Source organism: Streptomyces sp. DT190, assembly GCF_049846985.1.
Classification (GTDB): Bacteria; Actinomycetota; Actinomycetes; order Streptomycetales; family Streptomycetaceae; genus Streptomyces.
Window position 1 is genome coordinate 192,984 of sequence record NZ_JBNCNM010000004.1, and the last position, 18,863, is coordinate 211,846.

The 18,863-nt window shown below is 72.3% G+C and carries 16 protein-coding genes; 7 read left to right on the forward strand and 9 right to left on the reverse strand.

The features are described from left to right. Window positions 1-245: 245 nt before the first annotated feature. Window positions 246-2,246: a glycosyltransferase family 2 protein gene (locus ACPXCS_RS10585; RefSeq protein WP_425947390.1), complete on the forward strand. Its 2,001-nt coding sequence runs from the start codon at window positions 246-248 to the stop codon at window positions 2,244-2,246. Further along, window positions 2,243-4,183, forward strand: a complete 1,941-nt coding sequence (locus ACPXCS_RS10590) for a galactose oxidase-like domain-containing protein (protein WP_425947392.1) — start codon at window positions 2,243-2,245, stop codon at window positions 4,181-4,183. Before ACPXCS_RS10585 ends, ACPXCS_RS10590 begins: the two co-directional genes overlap by 4 nt. Window positions 4,184-4,249: 66 nt before the next feature. On the opposite strand, the gene ACPXCS_RS10595 is transcribed toward ACPXCS_RS10590, so the two are convergent. From ACPXCS_RS10595 to ACPXCS_RS10620, 6 genes are all read right to left on the reverse strand, one after another. Next, window positions 4,250-5,290: a glycoside hydrolase family 6 protein gene (locus ACPXCS_RS10595; RefSeq protein ID WP_425947394.1), complete on the reverse strand. Its 1,041-nt coding sequence runs from the start codon at window positions 5,288-5,290 to the stop codon at window positions 4,250-4,252. A gap of 339 nt (window positions 5,291-5,629) precedes the next feature. Further along, the gene (locus ACPXCS_RS10600; protein ID WP_425947396.1) at window positions 5,630-6,301 is read right to left on the reverse strand and encodes a class F sortase; all 672 of its coding nucleotides are present in this window, start codon (window positions 6,299-6,301) and stop codon (window positions 5,630-5,632) included. 2 nt (window positions 6,302-6,303) lie between these two features. Further along, window positions 6,304-7,038 (reverse strand): hypothetical protein, encoded by a 735-nt coding sequence (locus tag ACPXCS_RS10605; RefSeq protein ID WP_425947398.1) that lies wholly within the window; start codon window positions 7,036-7,038, stop codon window positions 6,304-6,306. Between the two features lie 122 nt (window positions 7,039-7,160). Further along, window positions 7,161-7,940 (reverse strand): HAD-IIA family hydrolase, encoded by a 780-nt coding sequence (locus tag ACPXCS_RS10610; protein ID WP_425947399.1) that lies wholly within the window; start codon window positions 7,938-7,940, stop codon window positions 7,161-7,163. A gap of 170 nt (window positions 7,941-8,110) precedes the next feature. Then, complete coding sequence (locus ACPXCS_RS10615) at window positions 8,111-8,908, reverse strand: hypothetical protein (protein ID WP_425947400.1); 798 nt, start codon at window positions 8,906-8,908, stop codon at window positions 8,111-8,113. 415 nt (window positions 8,909-9,323) lie between these two features. After that, window positions 9,324-10,694 carry an ROK family transcriptional regulator gene (locus ACPXCS_RS10620; protein ID WP_425947402.1) on the reverse strand — a complete coding sequence of 457 codons (1,371 nt, stop codon included), beginning with the start codon at window positions 10,692-10,694 and terminating at the stop codon, window positions 9,324-9,326. A gap of 194 nt (window positions 10,695-10,888) precedes the next feature. Here ACPXCS_RS10620 and ACPXCS_RS10625 point away from each other — a divergent pair, with 194 nt between their 5' ends. The 3 genes from ACPXCS_RS10625 to ACPXCS_RS10635 all read left to right on the forward strand — a co-directional run bounded on the left by ACPXCS_RS10625 (window position 10,889) and on the right by ACPXCS_RS10635 (window position 13,458). Beyond that, a complete protein-coding gene (locus ACPXCS_RS10625; protein WP_425947403.1) occupies window positions 10,889-11,980 on the forward strand; it encodes a Gfo/Idh/MocA family oxidoreductase in 1,092 nt (363 codons plus the stop codon). Then, window positions 11,977-12,504: a heme-degrading domain-containing protein gene (locus tag ACPXCS_RS10630; RefSeq protein WP_425947405.1), complete on the forward strand. Its 528-nt coding sequence runs from the start codon at window positions 11,977-11,979 to the stop codon at window positions 12,502-12,504. The genes ACPXCS_RS10625 and ACPXCS_RS10630 overlap by 4 nt, the downstream gene beginning before the upstream one ends. Window positions 12,505-12,591: 87 nt before the next feature. Then, on the forward strand, window positions 12,592-13,458 hold the full coding sequence (locus tag ACPXCS_RS10635) for an LLM class F420-dependent oxidoreductase (RefSeq protein WP_425947406.1): 867 nt from the start codon (window positions 12,592-12,594) through the stop codon (window positions 13,456-13,458). 170 nt (window positions 13,459-13,628) lie between these two features. Here ACPXCS_RS10635 and ACPXCS_RS10640 read toward each other — a convergent pair whose 3' ends face one another. The 3 genes from ACPXCS_RS10640 to ACPXCS_RS10650 form a co-directional block, all read right to left on the reverse strand. Further along, the gene (locus ACPXCS_RS10640; RefSeq protein WP_425947408.1) at window positions 13,629-14,486 is read right to left on the reverse strand and encodes a fumarylacetoacetate hydrolase family protein; all 858 of its coding nucleotides are present in this window, start codon (window positions 14,484-14,486) and stop codon (window positions 13,629-13,631) included. 149 nt (window positions 14,487-14,635) lie between these two features. Further along, complete coding sequence (locus ACPXCS_RS10645; RefSeq protein ID WP_425947410.1) at window positions 14,636-15,388, reverse strand: YidC/Oxa1 family membrane protein insertase; 753 nt, start codon at window positions 15,386-15,388, stop codon at window positions 14,636-14,638. An 87-nt stretch (window positions 15,389-15,475) separates the two neighbouring features. Beyond that, entirely contained in the window at window positions 15,476-15,787 is a 312-nt protein-coding gene (locus ACPXCS_RS10650) for a DUF6412 domain-containing protein (protein WP_425970942.1), read from the reverse strand. A gap of 286 nt (window positions 15,788-16,073) precedes the next feature. On the opposite strand from ACPXCS_RS10650, the gene ACPXCS_RS10655 reads away from it, so the two are divergent. Further along, entirely contained in the window at window positions 16,074-17,549 is a 1,476-nt protein-coding gene (locus ACPXCS_RS10655) for a beta-1,6-galactanase (protein ID WP_425947414.1), read from the forward strand. A gap of 118 nt (window positions 17,550-17,667) precedes the next feature. Continuing rightward, complete coding sequence (locus ACPXCS_RS10660; protein ID WP_425947416.1) at window positions 17,668-18,684, forward strand: SEC-C metal-binding domain-containing protein; 1,017 nt, start codon at window positions 17,668-17,670, stop codon at window positions 18,682-18,684. The last annotated feature ends 179 nt before the right edge of the window (window positions 18,685-18,863 follow it).

Consider the following 18,863-nt stretch of genomic DNA (forward strand, 5'->3'; position numbering starts at 1 on the left):
CGGTTTCGCGGCAGTTGGGGGGATTCGGAACCGGTTGCGGACTGCGCGGGGGTAGGGGCCCCGTTCATGAAGCGATGCCGTGGGGGGCATCATGCAACCGGAAGGTCGTATTGCCATGTCTATAGGGTGTGGATGACGTGGTGACTGCGACCCACCACTGATACGTCTGTGAAGGTCGAGGGGGACCGCAGCAGACGGTAGGAAGCGACGAAACACGCGGCGGTCCGCGTGTGGGGGGATGACTCATGACGTCGAGGCCCACGGGTGCCCGGCAGGACCACGACCCGTCACAGACCACCCAGCTGAGGGTGCCGTCTCACCGTATGAGCACCACGGGGACGTTCCGGCGGATCAAGAAGACGCTGCCGAGATACGACTACGAGCACTACAGCCGGCTCGCGGGTCCCCTCACCCAGCCCGATCCGAGCAAGCCGTACAAGGTGCAGTACCGCTCGCTCATCTCGCAGGAGCCGCACCGCATCCGGGTCGCCCTGATGCTGGCGGCGGCCCCCGTGCTGTCGCTGGTGCTGCTGTTCTGGCTGCTCCAGCCCGAGCACTGGACCGAGCGCGACTACCCGGCCTTCGACTGGCTGCCGGCGCTCGACATGGTGATGCTCGTCTCGATCGGCCTGATCGAGTTCTTCCGCTGCATGAACGTGCTGTCCAACGCGCACGCCACCCTGGTCGCCCGCGACCCGATCCCGGTGGTGCCCGAGGTCGGTACGAGAGTGGCCTTCCTCACCTCCTTCGTGCCCGGCAAGGAGCCGCTGGAGATGGTGACGAAGACCCTGGAGGCGGCGGTGAGGATCCGCCACCGGGGCCTGATGCACGTCTGGCTGCTGGACGAGGGCGACGACCCCGAGGTGAAGGCGGTCTGCGAGCGCCTCGGCGTGCACCACTTCTCCCGCAAGGGCGTCGCGAAGTGGAACCAGGCCAAGGGCCCGCACCGCGCCAAGACCAAGCACGGCAACTACAACGCCTGGCTGGAGGCGCACGGCGACGACTACGACTTCTTCGCCTCGGTCGACACCGACCACGTGCCGCTGCCCAACTACCTGGAGCGGATGCTCGGCTTCTTCCGCGACCCGGACGTCGGCTTCGTGATCGGCCCGCAGGTCTACGGCAACTACGACTCGTTCGTCACCAAGGCCGCCGAGTCGCAGCAGTTCCTCTTCCACGCCCTGATCCAGCGCGCGGGCAACCGCTACGGCGCCCCGATGTTCGTCGGCACGTCCAACGCGGTGCGCATCAGGGCGCTCAAGCAGATCGGCGGTCTGTACGACTCGATCACCGAGGACATGGCGACCGGCTTCGAGATCCACCGCCACAAGAACCCGGCGACGGGCAACAAGTGGCGCTCGGTCTACACCCCGGACGTGCTCGCCGTCGGTGAGGGCCCCAGCGCCTGGACGGACTTCTTCACCCAGCAGATGCGCTGGTCGCGAGGGACGTACGAGACGATCCTCAAGCAGTACTGGAAGGGCTGGTACTCGCTGCCGCCGAGCAAGCTCTTCAACTACACGATGATGATCATCTTCTACCCGATGTCGGCCCTGAACTGGATCCTGGCCGCGCTCAGCTGCGCGCTGTTCCTGGGCCTGGGCGCCTCGGGTGTGAACATCGACCCGGCCGTCTGGCTGATGCTCTACGGCAACGCCTCCGCCCTGCAGATCGGCCTGTACGTCTGGAACCGCCGCCACAACGTCTCGCCGCACGAGCCCGAGGGCTCCGGCGGTGTGGCCGGCATGGTGATGTCCGCGCTGTCGGCGCCGCTGTACGCGAAGGCGCTGATCGACTCCGCGCTGCGCCGCAAGAGCAAGTTCGTGGTCACGCCCAAGGGCGACTCCGCCAGCCCCGACCGCTGGTTCGGGACGTTCCGCTACCACTGGTACTTCATCCTGATCTTCGGCGGGTCGATCGCGGCCGGCTTCGTCTTCGGCCACTCGCACCCCGCGATGATCATCTGGGCGATCTTCGCCATGCTGATCACCGCCACGCCGATCTTCGCCTGGCGCTGGCAGCTGAAGCAGGACGCCAAGAAGCCCGCCGCTCCCTCCGGGGAGCCGCCGCAGGACTCTGCGGGCCCGCACCGGACGCAGCCGCTGCCCGTCCCGCAGCAGCAGGCGCCGCACGCCCCGCAGCACACGCCCGGTTGGGCCGCAGCCCCCGGCGCGAACGGGGAGGTCGGGGGAACCGACCAGACCATGCAGATCGCCCTTGGTGGACTTGGGGGACGTAAGGAATGAACGACCGTGCAGGCCGCCGCCGGGCCCGTCGACTCGCGATCGGCACGGCGGTGGTACTCGCGCTGGCCGGGATGAACGGGCCGTGGCTCTACCGCTTCGGCACCGAGAAATACCACCAGTACACAATCAACAAGCCGGAGTACAAGGCCGCCAACGGCAAGTGGGAGATCATCGATTTCCCCGAGGAGTACCGGCAGAACACCATCCACGCGGCGCTGCTGCGCACCGGCAAGGTGCTGCTCGTCGCGGGGTCGGGCAACAACCAGGACAACTTCGACGCGAAGAGGTTCGACACCCGGATCTGGGACCCGGTCAAGGGCACCGTCAAGAAGGTGCCCACGCCCGCCGACCTGTTCTGCACCGGCCACACGCAGCTCGCCAACGGCAACCTGCTGATCGCGGGCGGCACCAAGCGGTACGAGAAGCTCAAGGGTGACGTCACCAAGGCCGGCGGCCTGATGATCGTCCACAACGAGAACCCGGACAAGCCGATCACGCTGCCCGCCGGCACGAAGTTCACGGGCAAGGAGAACGGCAAGACGTTCGTCTCCAAGGACCCGGTGCTGGTGCCGCGCGCCAAGAAGGTCTTCGACAAGGCGACCGGCAGGTTCCTGCGCAACGACCCCGGCCTCGGCCGGATCTACGTCGAGGCGCAGAAGCGGGGCAAGAGGTTCGAGACCGGCACGCAGGACAACTACCGCGTGCACGGCCTGAAGGGCGCCGACGCCAAGAACACCTACGGCATCGCGCAGAAGCTCGCCCTGGACAAGAAGGACTTCCAGGGCATCCGGGACGCCTTCGAGTTCGACCCGGTCGCCGAGAAGTACATCAAGGTCGACCCGATGAAGGAGGCCCGCTGGTACCCGACGCTCACCACCCTGAGCGACGGGAAGATCCTCAGCGTCTCCGGCCTCGACGACATCGGGCAGCTGGTCCCGGGCAAGAACGAGATCTTCGACCCGAAGACCAGGAAGTGGACCTACACGGACACGGTCCGGCAGTTCCCGACCTACCCGGCGCTGTTCCTCATGCAGAACGGCAAGGTCTTCTACTCGGGCTCCAACGCGGGCTACGGGCCGGACAACGTGGGCCGCGATCCGGGTGTGTGGGACGTGGACACCAACAAGTTCGCGAAGATCCCCGGCCTGAGCGATCCCAAGCTGATGGAGACCTCCGGCACGGTGCTGCTGCCGCCGGCTCAGGACGAGAAGTACATGGTGATCGGCGGCGGCGGTGTCGGCGAGTCCCAGCGCTCCAGTGAGAAGACCCGGATCGTCGACCTGAAGAAGCCGGACCCGCGCTTCGTGGACGGCCCGTCCCTGGACAAGGGCACCCGCTACCCGAACGCCTCGATCCTGCCGGACGACAGCGTGCTGATCTCCGGCGGCTCGGAGGACTACCGGGGCCGCGGCGACTCCAACATCTTCGAGGCGCGGCTGTACGACACGGAGAAGAACGAGCTCAAGCGGGTCGCCGACCCGCTGGTGGGCCGCAACTACCACTCCGGTTCGATCCTGCTGCCCGACGGCCGCGTGATGTTCTTCGGCTCGGACTCGCTCTACGCCGACAAGGCCAACACCAAGCCGGGCAAGTTCGAGCAGCGCATCGAGATCTACACGCCGCCCTACCTCTACGGTGACGCGGACCGGCCCTCGCTGTCGGGCGGGCCGAAGACCATCGAGCGCGGCGGGACGGGGACCTTCACCTCCCCGGACGCGGCGAGGGTCGACAAGGTCCGGCTGATCCGGCCGAGCGCCGCCACGCACGTCACGGACGTCGACCAGCGCTCCATAGCCCTGGACTTCAAGGCGTCCGGCGACCAGCTGACGGTGACCGTGCCGGAGAACCGGAACCTGGTCCAGGCGGGCTGGTACATGATGTTCGTGACGGACGCCGAGGGGACCCCGAGCAAGGCCCAGTGGGTCAAGGTGCCGTAGCCGAAACGGCTGAAGGGGCGCTCTCCGGTCGGGAGGGCGCCCCTTACGCATGTCCGGCGGGGTGTGTCAGCCGGTGGCCTTCGCCAGCTTCAGCGCGTAGTCCTCCCACCACTGGCCGGCCTTGGGGCCGCCCTTGCACTCGCCGTCCGACTCGCCGGGGCGCTTGACCCACAGGTAGGCGTCGACCAGCGGGTCCGCGGTCTTCGTCGTCGGCGTCTCGCCCAGCGCGCGGCCGGGCGGGTTGCACCAGCGCTCGTCGGGATTGCCCTGCGTGTAGGGGCCCTTGCCGTTGCGGCTGGTGTCGATGACGAAGGGCTTGCCGCCCACCTTGGCGGAGAGCTGCTTGCCGTAGGCGATGGAGTCCGGCGTCGAGTAGAAGTTGGAGACGTTGACCGAGAACCCGTCGGCCCGGTCGATGCCCGCGCGCTGCAGCGGCTCGAAGATCTGGTCCGGGTTCTGCCAGCCGGCGTTGCCCGCGTCCAGGTAGACCTTCGTGTTCTTCAGGGCCTTCAGCTTGGCGACGGCGCCCTTGAGGAGGTCGTAGCGCTCCTCGTGGAACTGCTCCGGGGTGCAGCCGTCGACGAGGTGGAGCAGGGCGTCCGGTTCCAGGACGACCGTGGCCGGGCGGTCGCCGATGCCCGCCGCGACGCCGTCGAGCCAGGCCCGGTAGGCGTCGCCGTCGGCGGCACCGCCCTGGGAGTACTGGCCGCAGTCGCGGTGCGGGATGTTGTAGAGGACGAGCAGGGCCGTGCGGCCCGCCTTGTCGGCGGCCTCGGTGAAGCCCCGGGTCTGCTCCTCGGGGTTGTCCGGGCCGACCCACTCGGCGACCGGCTGCTCGGCGATCTTGCGGATCTGCTCGGCGTCCTGCTTCTTGCCGGCCTTCTCCAGCGCGGCGACCTGCCGGGCCGCCGTGCCGTTGGGGTTGACCCAGAACGGGGCGGTCTCCTTGGGCTGCTGGGTGATGCCGGCGCCCGCGTCGCCTCCCGAGTCCGGACCCTCGTCGCCCCCGTCACCGCCCGAACATCCCGTGATCAGCAGTGCCGCCCCCAGCACCGCCGCGGACACCCGCCTTCCGGCGGACGCCCCGACCCCCCTGCTGCCGTACATCCAACTCCCCCTTGGGTGCAGCGTTCCGAGGCTCAATCCTGACATACGTCCCGCAGCACCCACGAGGCCGAGCCCGACCTGCGCGGATGACGCTGCGCCACCGGGCCGGGACTTGGCGTCATCCGGCCTCTAGGCCAGGGCGGTCCTTTGGTTCTAGAGTCGTTCCTGCGGGGCCCGGCCTTCGGCCAGAGATTCACTCACCGTGGCTCCCGTGACCTCCCGCGCAGCTCGCCGGGTTACTCCCGCAGCCCGTGCGCGCGCGGTCGAGGCCGGCCCGGCCGGCGGCTTCAGGGGGAGCGGGCGCCGGCCGGGCCGGGGACCGTGCCGTAGGCGGAGGCGTCACAGGCCGGTTCCCGTCAGATACGCCGAGACGACCACGTTCGCCGTGTAGCTGTGCGTCGTACGGTCGAAGCTGCCACCGCAGGTCACCAGCCGCAGCTCGGCCCGCCCCGACTGGCGGGGGCCGTAGGCCTGGTGGGCGTCGAAGCGGTCGCGGCTGAGGACCTGGACGGACTCGACGGTGAACTCGGCGACCTTCGCGTCCGCCCGGATCACCCGGATCGTCTGGCCCGGCCGCATGGCGCTGACCTTGTAGAAGACGGCCGGCCGGGTGTCGGTGTCGACATGGCCGACCAGCAGCGCGGTGCCCGGAGCCCCGGGCGCCACTCCGCCCGCGTACCAGCCGACCACGCCCGGCTGGTCGTACGGCGGCGGGTCGGGCGCCCCGCTCCGGTCGAGGCCGCGGGCCACCACGGGGGCCTGCACGCCGAGTCCGGGGATGTCGACGCGCTGCGGCAGCGCGTCGGTGAGGGGACGGTGGGCGGGAGGCAGTTTCACGTCCGGGGGCCGGCCAGCCGCCGCCATGTCGCCGGTGGCCGGGGCGGATATGCCGTGCCGTACGTCGGTGACCTCGCGGCCCCACAGCCACAGGCCGAGCAGCAGTACCACCCAGGCCATGCCGGCCAGAAGACGGCCGGTGCCCGCGGAGAGCCTCTGTTCCTGGTGGGACATGGTCAGTCCGTTCCACGGCTCCGGCGGACCCCGCCCAGCGCGACCACCAGCGCGGCCACGCCGGCGAGCACCAGGCCGGTCACACCCTGCGCGGTACCGGGGCCGGCCCCGCGCTCCTCGGCGGCGACCAGATGGGCGGCACCGCCGCCACCGGCCCGGACGGGCGCGACGGGGGAGGCGGGGGCGACCGGACGGCGGTCGGCGGACGACTGCGCGTCGCCCTCGCCCGCGTGCTCGGGGTCGTCGTCCGGCTCGGCTGCCGGGGCGTACGACTGCCCGTCGCCGCCGGGCACGGGCGGGGGCCCGCCGGTGCCGGGGGTGAGGGGCCGGCCGCCGGGGCCGGGGACGGACTGCGGGGGCCGTACGGCCGGGCCGCCGGCGGAGTCCTCGCGGACGGTGAGCGTTCCGGTCCGCTCCGCCTCGCCGCAGGTGACCCGCACGGCGTACGTGCCCGGGGCGAGCGTGGAGCGGACGCGGCTCTCGCCGGTCAGCTCCCGTGCGGCGTCCGTGACGGTGAGCCGGGCGTCCGCGACGAACGCGGGCGAGGCGGCGACGGCCGTGCGCCGGGCGCAGTCGGTCACGCGGAGCGTGATGTCCGCGCCGGGAGCCGCGGTGGCCGGGGCCACCGAGACGCTCCCCGTCTGCCGCGCGTCCCCGCTGTCCGCCGCGTGCGCCGCCGGCGTCAGGGCGGCCGCGGCCAGGACACCCGTGCAGACCGTGACTCTCAGGGAACCCATCGTGAACCTCCAGACGCCTGGAGCCTCCCCCGCGCGAGCGGTCACCGCATCCTCGGGGACGCGGTGACTGCTCCGTACGGGTGGCGACGGGTTTGAGCCGGCGGAGCGGGCCGCCCGGGAGGTCAGACGCGGTCGACGAGGTCCGCGATCGAGTCCACGATCTGCGACGGCCGGTACGGGAAGTCCTCGACCTGGTCGGGCCGGGTCAGGCCGGTGAGCACCAGGAACGTCCGCATCCCGGCCTCGATGCCGGCCAGCACGTCGGTGTCCATCCGGTCGCCGATCATCGCGCTGGTCTCGGAGTGGGCCCCGATGGCGTTCAGCCCGGTGCGCATCATCAGCGGGTTGGGCTTGCCCGCGAAGTACGGCTTCCTGCCGGTGGCCTGGGTGATCAGCGCGGCCACCGCGCCGGTCGCGGGCAGCGGGCCCTCGGCGGAGGGGCCGGTCTCGTCGGGGTTGGTGGCGATGAACCGCGCGCCGCCGAGGATCAGCCGGACCGCCTTCGTCATGGCCTCGAAGGAGTACGTGCGCGTCTCGCCGAGGACGACGTAGTCCGGCTCGTGGTCGGTGAGGATGTAGCCGATGTCGTGCAGCGCGGTGGTCAGGCCCGCCTCGCCGATGACGTACGCCGAGCCGCCCGGCCGCTGGTCGTCCAGGAACTGGGCGGTGGCCAGCGCCGAGGTCCAGATGCTCTCGATCGGCACCTCCAGGCCCATGCGCTTCAGCCGGGCGTGCAGGTCGCGCGGGGTGTAGATCGAGTTGTTGGTGAGGACCAGGAAGGGCTTCCCCGACTCGCGCAGCTTCTTGAGGAAGGCGTCGGCTCCGGGGATCGGTACGCCCTCGTGGATGAGCACACCGTCCATGTCGGTGAGCCACGACTCGATGGGCTTGCGGTCTGCCATGTGCGGGATCTCCTGCCGTACGCGGTCCAGCGTGCGACCCAGCCTAGACAGTGACGGGATCTTGCGGAATGGGCCGCCGCCCACGTCCCGACAGGCGGGACACGGAGCCCTCCGGACCACGCCGGGGCCCGGCCCACCGGGCCCGCGTGCCGCCGCACGGGGACGGTGCGTCAGAGGCGCCTGCGCAGGAGGAGCAGCGCACCTCCCCCGGCGAGCAGCACGGCCGCCCCGGCCGCGGCGGCCTGGACGCGGCTGCCGGTGCGGGCCAGCTCCTCCGCGAAGGGGAAGCGGTCCTCGCGGGGCGGCACGGAGGCGTCCGGGTCGGGGTCGGAGTCGGGGCGCGGCTCGGTGCCGGTGCCGGTGTCGGTGTCGGTGTCGGTGTCGGTGTCCGGAGCGTCGTCGCCCTCGATCCGGAAGCGGTAGTCGCCGGACTGCCCGACCCAGTCGCCGTCGTCGTCGTGCCGCTGCACCACCGCGGCGTTGGCGGTCACGTCGTTGGGCCGGGCGTCCGAGGTGACCGCGAGCCGGACCTTCACGCTGACGGTGCCGCCGGGCCCGACGGTGAACCCGCCGAAGCCGCTCTCCTCATCGGTGAAGGCCCCGACGAGTTCGTCCTCGCCGGTCTTCTCGAACCGCACGGGGTGGGCGCGGGACCCCTCGAAGAACTCCAGCCGGGGCTGGGACGGCTCCAGGACGCGCCGGTCGTCGACGAGCACGACGACGGGGTGGATCGCGGAGCAGGTCCGGTCGGTGGTGTTGGTCAGGTCCAGGTACCAGGTCCCGAACCCGCCCCCGGCCGTGTAGGTGTCCGGCCCGCCGCGCAGGCGGGTGGTGAGCGGGAAGGTGTGGTCGTCGGGCGCGGCGCAGGCGGGCGCCGGGGCCTCGGCGGCGTACGCCGGGGACGCGCCGGAGAACAGGACGGCGGCTGCCGCCGCCAGGCAGTAAGGAGCGGGCGTGCAGTGTCGCATGATGATGTGACATAGCCGGATGGCGCAGAAGGGAAGTCGGCCGGGCCGCGAAGCACCCCGAATGGTGGCGGGGAACCGCCCGGTTGGCGGACAGGGGGTCGGGCGGGCGGGGTGAGTGGGGCGGGTGGTCGAGACGGTCGGGGTGATCGAGGCGGGCGGGGTGGGCGGGGCGGTGGTAGTGGTCACCGTCGGGGTGATCGACACGCTCGGGCTGAGCGGGGCGGTGGTGGAGACCGTCGGGGTGATCGAGACACTCGGGCTGGGCGGGGCGGTGGTCGAGACCGTCGGGGTGATCGAGACACTCGGGCTGAGCGGGGCGGTGGTCGAGACCGTCGGGGTGATCGACACGCTCGGGCTGAGCGGGGCGGTCGGGACGCACGAGACGGGATGGCCGGGTGGTCGGGATGGGCGGGGTTTACCCGTCCGCTCGCCCGAACACCGGCCCCAGCACCAACTGCGCCGCCCCTGCCGCCACGCCCCGGCTCCCTCCCGGCGCGAGCCGGACCGGTACCGCGTTCTGGCCGGTGCGCCGGGCCCGCTCCTCCAGGACCGCCCCGACGCCGCGGAGGAACGGCTCCGGCGCCGAGGCCACCGTGCGGCCGCCGAGCAGGACGACGTCGATGTCGAGCAGGCCCACCAGGTTCGCCGCCCCGGCCCCGAGGACCCGTGCCGCCTCCTCGATGTCGCCACGCGCCACCGCGCCGAGGCACAGGGCCTCCACGCAGCCACGGTCGCCGCAGGTGCACGGCGGGCCGTCCAGCTGGATCACCTGGTGGCCGAACTCCCCCGCCCCGGTCCTGGCCCCGCGGTGCACGCTGCCGCCGATCACGAGTCCGGCCCCGAGTCCCGTACCGAGGTGCAGGTAGGCGAAGGAGCCGCCCTCACCCGCGGCGGCCAGGCCCAGCGCCGCGGCGTTGGTGTCCTTGTCGACCACGACCGGCACGCCGAGCCGCCCGGCCAGGGCCTCCCGCAGGGGGAACCCGTCCCACTCGGGAAACCCCGTCACCCGGTGCAACACCCCCCGGGCGTGGTCCAACGGCCCGGGCAGCACCACCCCCGCCCCGAGCAGGGCCACACGACCGCTGCTCGGCGACACCCCGTCGCCCCTGCCCGGCAGCACGGCAGCGGACCCGCCGGGCAGCACGACAGGGGACCCGTCCACGGACCCGCCCGGCAGCACTCCAGCAAACCCGCCGGGCAGCACGGCAGCGGACCCGTCCGCAGACCCGCCGGGCAGCACCGCATCGGACCCGGCGAGCAGTACGGCAGGGGACCCGCCCGCAGACCCGCCCCCCGGCCCGCCCGCGGGCATGCTCTCCTGCCCGCCCGCCGGCACCCGCACCGGCACCCCCGCCAGCACCCCCGCCACCGCCTCCGTCACCGCCCCGAGCACGGCTTCCGCACCGGCCCCGAGATCCAGCGCGGTCCGCCGCTCCCCCACCACGGCGCCCCGCAGGTCGGCCAGCACGACCCGCAGCTCGTCCCGGTCCAGGTGGACCCCGACCGCGTGCCCGGCCTCCGGCACCAGGCGCAGGACCGTCCGCGGCTTGCCCCCGGTCGACGCCCGCCGCCCCGCCTCCGCCGCGAGCCCCTCCTCCCGCAGTCGTGCCGTGATCTTGCTGACGGCCTGCGGGGTGAGGCCGGTCCGTTCGGCCAGCTCCAGACGGCTGATGCCCTCGGCCCCGGCCGTCCGCAGCAGGTCCAGGACCAGTGCGGTGTTGTGGCTGCGCAGGGCGAGCAGGTTCGCACCGCCACCGCTCCCGGCCCCGCGCCGCCCGGCACGCATGCCGGCCGCCGCAGCCCCGCCTGCCCTCACTGGCCCTTGGGCCCCTGCGGCCGCTCCGGGCCCTCCGGCCGCTTCGGCCACGTCAGCCCCTCCGGTCACGTCAGCCCTTCCGGCCCTGCCGTCGTTCGCCCTGTTCACGTCCCCATTGTCCTCCGCGCTTGCACTTTGGCAACAGCGTTGCGAAAGTGGACGGCATGACTGGCACACCCCTCGGGACAGCCCCCGGCTCACCCCTCCGCGTCGGCCTCGTCGGTTACGGCCTCGCCGGCTCCGTCTTCCACGCCCCGCTGATCGCCGCCACCGAGGGCCTCGTCCTCGACACGGTGGTCACCTCGAACCCCGAGCGGCAGCAGCAGGCCCGCGCCGAGTTCCCGGACGTACGCCTCGCCGCCTCGCCGGACGAGTTGTTCGCACGGGCCGCCGAGCTGGACCTGATCGTCGTCGCGTCGCCGAACAAGACGCACGTGCCGCTCGCGACCACCGCCCTGGAGGCCGGTCTCCCGGTCGTGGTCGACAAGCCCGTCGCGGGCACGGCCGCCGAGGCCCGCGCGCTGGCCGCCCTCGCCGAGGAGCGCGGCCTGCTCCTCTCCGTCTTCCAGAACCGCCGCTGGGACAACGACTTCCTGACGCTGCGCAAGCTGGTCGCCGAGGGCGAGCTGGGCGACGTCTGGCGGTTCGAGTCGCGCTTCGAGCGCTGGCGTCCGAAGCCGAAGGGCGGCTGGCGCGAGTCCGGCGACCCGGCAGAGATCGGAGGTCTGCTCTACGACCTCGGCAGTCACGTCGTCGACCAGGCGCTGGTCCTGTTCGGCCCGGCGGCCTCCGTGTACGCGGAGACGGACGTCCGCCGCCCGGGCGCCGAGACGGACGACGACACGTTCATCGCGATCACGCACACCGGCGGCGTCCGCTCCCACCTCTACGTCTCCGCCACCACCGCCCAGCTCGGCCCCCGTTTCCGCGTCCTGGGCTCCCGGGCGGGCTACGTCAAGTACGGCCTGGACCCGCAGGAGGCGGACCTGCGCGAGGGACGCCGTCCCGGCCCGGACTGGGGCGCCGAGCCCAAGTCGCTGTGGGGGCGTGTGGGCTCCGGCGAGTCCCCGGTGACCGGCGGCGGCCGCCCCGAACCGACCCTCCCGGGCGACTACCCCGCCTACTATGCGGCCGTGGCGCAGGCCCTGCTGGCGGGCGCCCCGAACCCGGTGACCGCGCTGGAGGCGGCCGCCGCCCTGGACGTACTGGAGGCGGCCCGTCGTTCGGCCCGCGAGAAGACGGTGGTGACGCTGTGACGCACAAGACCCCGCACGGTTCCTCGCACAACCAGGAGCTCACGCCGAAGATCCACCCGGAACTCACCCCGAGTCTGGAGGAGTTGGAGAAGGAGGAACGCCGCCTGGTGTTCCGCCGGTTCGGGCATGACGACGCCTGGGCGCTGGGCTCGCTCCTGGTGGAGCTGGCCCGCGAGCGGCAGGCCCCGGTCGCCATCGACATCCACCGCGCCGGCCAGCAGCTCTTCCACGCGGCGCTGCCCGGCTCGACCCCCGACAACGACGCCTGGATCGCCCGCAAGCGCCGGGTCGTCGAGCGCTACGGTTCGGCCTCCTACCTGGTCGGCGCCCGTTTCCGGGCCAAGGGCACCACGTTCGAGGAGTCCTCGCGCCTCGACCCCGACACGTACGCGGCGCACGGCGGCTCCTTCCCGATCACCGTGGAGGGCGTCGGCGTGATCGGCGCGGTGACGGTGTCGGGCCTGCCCCAACTGCAGGACCACCGGCTCGTGGTGGAGGCCCTGGAGAGGTTCCTCGGCCTCTAGGCCCGGCCGGAATCATCACCGGCTCCCTCCGGTTGGCACCTGCGTACGCGTGATCAGACAGGGCGTCCACCGGAGGGAACCGAACAGATGAGCACTCCCGTGAAGGAAGCGGTCGGCAGGTACGGGATCTGGAGCGTGGGTCTGCGCTCGGAGGATCCGGACCGCCGCGGTGAACTGGCCGAGGCCGCTGCCGAACTGGAGGAACTCGGCTACGGCGCCGTGTGGCTGGGCGGCAACAGCTCCGCCGCCCACGCCGCCCCGCTGATCGAGGCGACCTCGCGGCTCACGGTCGGCACCAGCATCCAGAGCATCTGGCAGCACGAGCCGGACGCCGCGGGTCGGGCGTTCGCGGAGCTGGAGGCCGCCCACCCCGGCCGTTTCGTACTCGGTCTCGGCGTCAGCCACGCCCGGCTCGCGGAGCAGTACCGCCGCCCGTACTCGGCCCTCGTCTCCTACCTGGACGGCCTGGACGCCGCCGGGGTGCCCGAGGACCGCCGGGTCCTGGCCGCTCTCGGCCCGAAGAGCCTGAAGCTGACGCGCGACCGGGCGGCGGGGACGATCCCCTACCTGGTCACGCCCGAGCACACCGCGCACGCCCGCGACGTCCTGGGCGAGGGCCCCCTGCTCGCCCCCGAGCTGGCCGTGGTCTGGGAGACGGACCCGGTGCGGGCCCGCGCCCTGGCCCGGGAGTTCCTGGAGCTGTACCTCACCCTGCCCAACTACACCAACAACTTCCTCCGCCACGGCTTCACGGAGGAGGACCTGAAGGACGGCGGCAGCGACCGCCTCGTCGACGCCCTGTTCGCCTGGGGCGACGAGACGGCCATCCGCACCAGGATCGACAGCTTCTTCGAGGCGGGCGCGGACCACGTGGCCCTCCAGGTGATCGCGGAGGGTCCCCGCGACGCCCTCCCCCGCAAGACCTGGCGCGACCTGGCGACCCTGCTGGGCTGACACGAGGGCGGGCGCCCCCTAGGGGCGCGGGGAACTGCGCGACAAGCCACACCCGGCCCGCAGCCGAGCAACGACCGCGGTTCCCCGCCTCTCCCGCCCTCCCGGTCCTCCCAACTCCCCGATGACCGGCCCTCCCAACTCCCCGATGACCGGCCCTCCCAGCGGAGCGCCTACGCGTTCTTGAACTCCTGCCGCTGCCGCCCCAGCCCCTCGATCTCCAGCTCCACGACGTCCCCGGCCCGCAGGAACGGCTTCGGCTCGGGCGCCCCGAGCGCCACACCCGCCGGCGTCCCCGTGTTGATCACATCGCCCGGGTACAGCGTCATGAACCGGCTGAGGTACCGCACGACCTCCCCCACGGAGAAGATCTGCTCGGCGGTCGTCCCGTCCTGCTTCAACTCGCCGTTGACCCACAGCCTCAGGGGCAGCCGCTGCGGGTCGGCCACCTCGTCCGCCGTCACCAGCCAGGGCCCGAGCGGGTTGAACGTCTCGCAGTTCTTCCCCTTGTCCCAGGTCCCGCCGCGTTCGATCTGGAACTCCCGCTCGGACACGTCGTGCGCCACGGCGTACCCGGCGACGTGCGCCAGTGCCTCCTCGGCCGACTCCAGGTAGCGGGCCGTACGTCCGATGACGACGGCCAGCTCGACCTCCCAGTCGGTCTTGAGGGACCCGCGCGGCACGAGGACGGTGTCGTTCGGCCCGACGACCGTGTCGGGCGCCTTCATGAAGACCACCGGCTCGGCGGGCGGCTCGGCGCCCGTCTCCCGCGCGTGGTCGTGGTAGTTCAGCCCGATGCAGACGATCTTGCCGATCCGCGCCAGCGGCGGCCCGATCCGCAGCCCGGTGGCGTCCAGTGCGGGCAGCCGGCCCGCGTCGGCGGCGGCCCGGACCCGGCCGAGCGCCTCCTCGTCGGCGAGCAGCGCGCCGTCGATGTCCGCCACGACGCCCGACAGGTCCCGCAGGGTCCCCTCGGCGTCCAGCAGCGCGGGCCGCTCCGCTCCGGCCGTACCGACTCGCAGCAGCTTCATGATCAGTCTCCCTCGATCGCGGGCGCCCGGCCGATGCGCGCGACCCGGATGCGGCGGGGCAGCCATCGGAGGACCGGTCGATCCTCCAAGGTCGGTGTTCGCTCCGCAATACCCCGTTCACGGACTGGACCGTCACGTCACCCGGCGGGCTACCGGTACAGCACGGCCCGCTCGACGACGCTCCACGTCGTACTGGTCACCACGTACAGCGCGGCGGCCAGCGGCACCACGGCCACGGTCACGAGCGTGAAGAACGACAGGAACGGCAGCACCCGGGTCACCGCGCCCAGCCCCGGCATCGGCTCGCCCTGTCCGGGCACGGACTCACCCCGCCCGGGCACCTGCTCGCCCTGCCCGGCCGGGACGAGGGGGTTCGCGGCCGTCATGCGCTTGCTGAGGCGGTAGCTGAACGCGGCGACGCAGGCGGCGACGGCGAACAGCCCGGCGTAGACGAGTCCGGCCCCGCCGAGGAGCCCGCCCTGGAGCGCGTCGGCCCACCGCCCGCCCAGCGGCGCGGCGAACAGCTCGTGGCCGAGCAGTTGGTTGGCCCGCCCGCCGATCGTGTCGCTGGAGAACAGGTGGTACAGCAGGAAGAACGCGGGCACCTGCAGCAGCCCGGGCAGGCAGCCGGCCAGCGGCGACACCTTCTCCTCGGCGTGCAGTTCCAGCACGGCCCGCTGGAGCCGCTCGGGGTCCTTCCCGTACTTCTTCCGCAGCTCGGCGATCTTCGGCTGGAGCGCGGTCCGGGCCTTCTGACCGCGCGCGGCGGCCCGGGACAGGGGGTGGACGAGGAGGCGTACGAGCGCGGTGAACAGGACGATCGCTGCTGCGGCGGCGGAGGCGCCGAACAGCGGCTGGAGCAGGTCGGCGAGTCGCTCGACCAGGGTGGCGAAGACGGACATGGGTGAGCCCTCCGGGGGTCTCGTCGTGCCGGAACGGAACAGGCGGCATGACGACCCGCGCGGGGTCACCGAGGTGCTGGTGGAGCCCTACGCGACGGTCGCCCGGAGGGCGTGACCGGGTGCGCGGGGACGGGTGCGCCCCCGGGCGTCGGGATCGCGCTGGGGCAGGAAGGCCGTACGGCGGTCACGGTCGCGGATGGCCGTCCGCACCCGGGTGCGCGGCACGGCGGGCGCGCAGCGGGAGGCGACGACGGCGCACACCGCGAGGGCGGCCGAGGCCGCGGCGGTCGCGGCGAGGGCGACGGTGGCGGAGAGGCTGCCGGTGTCGAGCAGCGCCACCTCGACGAGCAGGAAGAGCAGCACGAGAGCGGGACGCAGAGTCACCCGACCGCGGTTCACCGGCTGCCCCTCCTCCCGTACGCGTGCAGGTCCTGCCGTCGGTTATACAGGATCGCCCCGCCGAGTGGGCCGGGCACTTCGTACATGGGTTTGAGAAAGGTTCGTCAGAACTCTCGACAACGCATCCGCCGCCCCCGATGCTTCTCGATGCCACCACCCCGTTGCCATGAACGGGACAAGTGGGGACCCGCGGTGCCGGTCCGGTGCCGTGGGAGCCCGCGGTGCCGGTCGGGACCGGCGCCTGCCCCGAGATCGCCGAAGGCCCGAATTCCCTTACGGAGGAGCCGTGATCCGACGCAGATCCCTGCTGGCCGCAGCGGGAGGCACGTTCCTCGGCAGCGCCCTGGCGACGGGCACCGCCCACGCGGACGCCACGATCGCCGTCAACCCGTCGGCGACGTACGGCACCTGGGAGGGCTGGGGCACCTCGCTGGCCTGGTGGGCCAACGTCTTCGGCGCCCGGGACGACTTCGCCGACCTGTTCTTCACCACCAAGTCCGTGACGTACGACGGCCGTTCCCTGCCCGGCCTCGGCCTCAACATCGCCCGCTACAACCTCGGCGCGTGCAGCTGGAACAGCGTCGGCGGCGAAAGCATGGTGGAGTCGCCCAACATCCCCGGCTTCAAGCAGATCGAGGGCTTCTGGCAGGACTGGAACAACGAGGACCCCACCTCCTCGGCCTGGAAGTGGTCGGCGGACGCCAACCAGCGCGCGATGCTGGTCAAGGCGGTGCAGCGGGGCGCGATCACCGAGTTGTTCGCCAACTCCCCGATGTGGTGGATGTGCGGCAACCACAACCCCTCGGGCGCGGCCGGCGGTGGCAACAACCTCCAGACCTGGAACTACCGCCAGCACGCGAGCCACCTGGCCGCGACCGCCCTGTACGCGAAGTCGAACTGGGGCGTGAACTTCGCGACGGTCGACCCCTTCAACGAGCCGGCCTCCACCTGGTGGACCGCGACCGGCACGCAGGAGGGCTGCCACATGGACCCGGCGGTCCAGGCGGCCGTCCTGCCCCACCTGCGCAGCGAGCTGGACAAGCGCGGCCTGACGGGCGTGCGCATCGCGGCCTCCGACGAGACGAACTACGACACCGCCCGCTCCACCTGGGCGTCGTTCGGCTCGTCCACCAAATCCCTGGTCTCCCAGGTCAACGTGCACGGCTACCAGGGCTCGGGCGGCCGCCGCGACCTCCTGTACACGGACGTGGTGACGACCTCCCGCAAGAAGCTGTGGAACTCCGAGACCGGCGACAGCGACGGCACGGGCCTGACCATGGCGTCCAACCTCTGCTACGACTTCCGCTGGCTGCACCCCACGGCCTGGTGCTACTGGCAGGTCATGGACCCGTCGACGGGCTGGGCGATGATCGCCTACGACGCGAACACCCTCCAGCCGACCACCGTCCAGACCAAGCACTACGTGATGGCCCAGTTCAGCCGCCACATCCGTCCCGGCATGACGATCCTGGACACAGGGGTCGGCTACGCGGTGGCGGCGTACGACCCGACGTCCCGCCGCCTGGTCCTGGTGGCCGTCAACACGGCCGGCACACCCCAGAACCTCACCTTCGACCTCTCCCGCTTCACGACGGTGACGGGCGGCTCGGGAGGCCTGGTGCCCCGCTGGAACACGGTGACGACGGGTGGCGGCGACCTCTACACCCCCCGCTCGGACATCCGCCTGTCCGGGAAGTCGGTCATCGTCCCGTTCGCCGCGAAATCGGTCCAGACGCTCCAGATCGACAACGTGACGCCGTAGCCGGACCGGGCGGCGGTTCGGGGCGAACGGTGGAGCCCTGGTGACGAGCGTGCGTGTGGGAGTGGTCTGGCCTGCGCATCTCTCACGCTCGTCACCTGCCGGCAGTACGGTGTCCCCCATGCGCCCCGACACGCCTGCCGAAAACGTCGACCACACCGCCGAGGCGGCACGCCTGGAGCGGACCGCCGGCCTGTACCCCGAGGACGCCGAGGCCCTGCTGCTGCGAGCCGCGGCCCACCTGGAGCTCTCCGGCGACCGCCCCACCGCGACCAAGCTCTACGACCGCCTCCTGTCCTCCCCCGAGGCCCTCGACCATCCCCACCTGGTGCGGGCGCTCAAGGCCTCGAACCTGTGGGAGTACGGCCACGAGGCCGAGGCCAGGGCGATCATCGACGGCGTCCGGACGGCGGCCCCGCGGGACCCGGCCCCCTGGGTGATCGTGGCCGAGGCCCTGGAGTCGCACGACGAACTGGAAGCAGCGCACGACACCTTCACCGAGGCCGTGCGCCTCCTCCTGACGGACGTGGCGCAGCCCCCGCAGCCGACCCACCCCCTGCTCTTCGGCCGCCACCGGGTCCGCCGCATGCTGGGCCGCTCCCACGACGAGTGGGACGCCCTGGCCGACACGGTCCACTCGCTCCCGGTCTCGCTGGACGAGCTCCACGACCCCAAGCGCGTGTGGTCGCTCGGCTCGGAGAACCCGGCGGAACTGGAAGCGGAGATCCTCCGCCTGCGCGCGGAGCTCGGCGCCTACCGCGAGGCCCTCTCCCGCCCGTTCCCGGTGGCGATGCTCCACTGGCCGGCGACGGAACTGACGGAGCTCCTGGGCGCGTATCCGGCCCTGGCCGAGGAGTACCCCTCCCACGAGGAACACCTCGCGTCGATAGAGCGCGCCCTGCGCGAACTGGCCTCCTCCGGCACGCCCAACCTCGGCATCGTCACCGGCACGGTCCCGTCCTACGAGGCCTTCGCAGCCTCGGAGGGCTCGTCCCCGAACGACCCCACCCTCCTCCCCCAGTACGCCACAACCCTGGCGGCCCGGGGCCGGGCGGTGGCGTGGCCGCCGCAGGAGGGGGCGGGGTGCTGGTGCGGGTCGGGGCGGGCGTACGGGGAGTGCCACGGCAGCGCCGTCTGACTTCGACCGACGAGGGGCGCGGGGAAGTACTGGCCGGGCGCCGCCGGTCTCGCTGCATCGGGCTGCCCGTTCACGCCGTGACCGGGGCTGGAGCGGCCCGGTTGCGGGCGGCCCGCAGGGCTATAGGCGCCTGCCAGCTCCAGTTTTCCGGTACAGCCCCCTCTCTGTCAGCAGGTGCT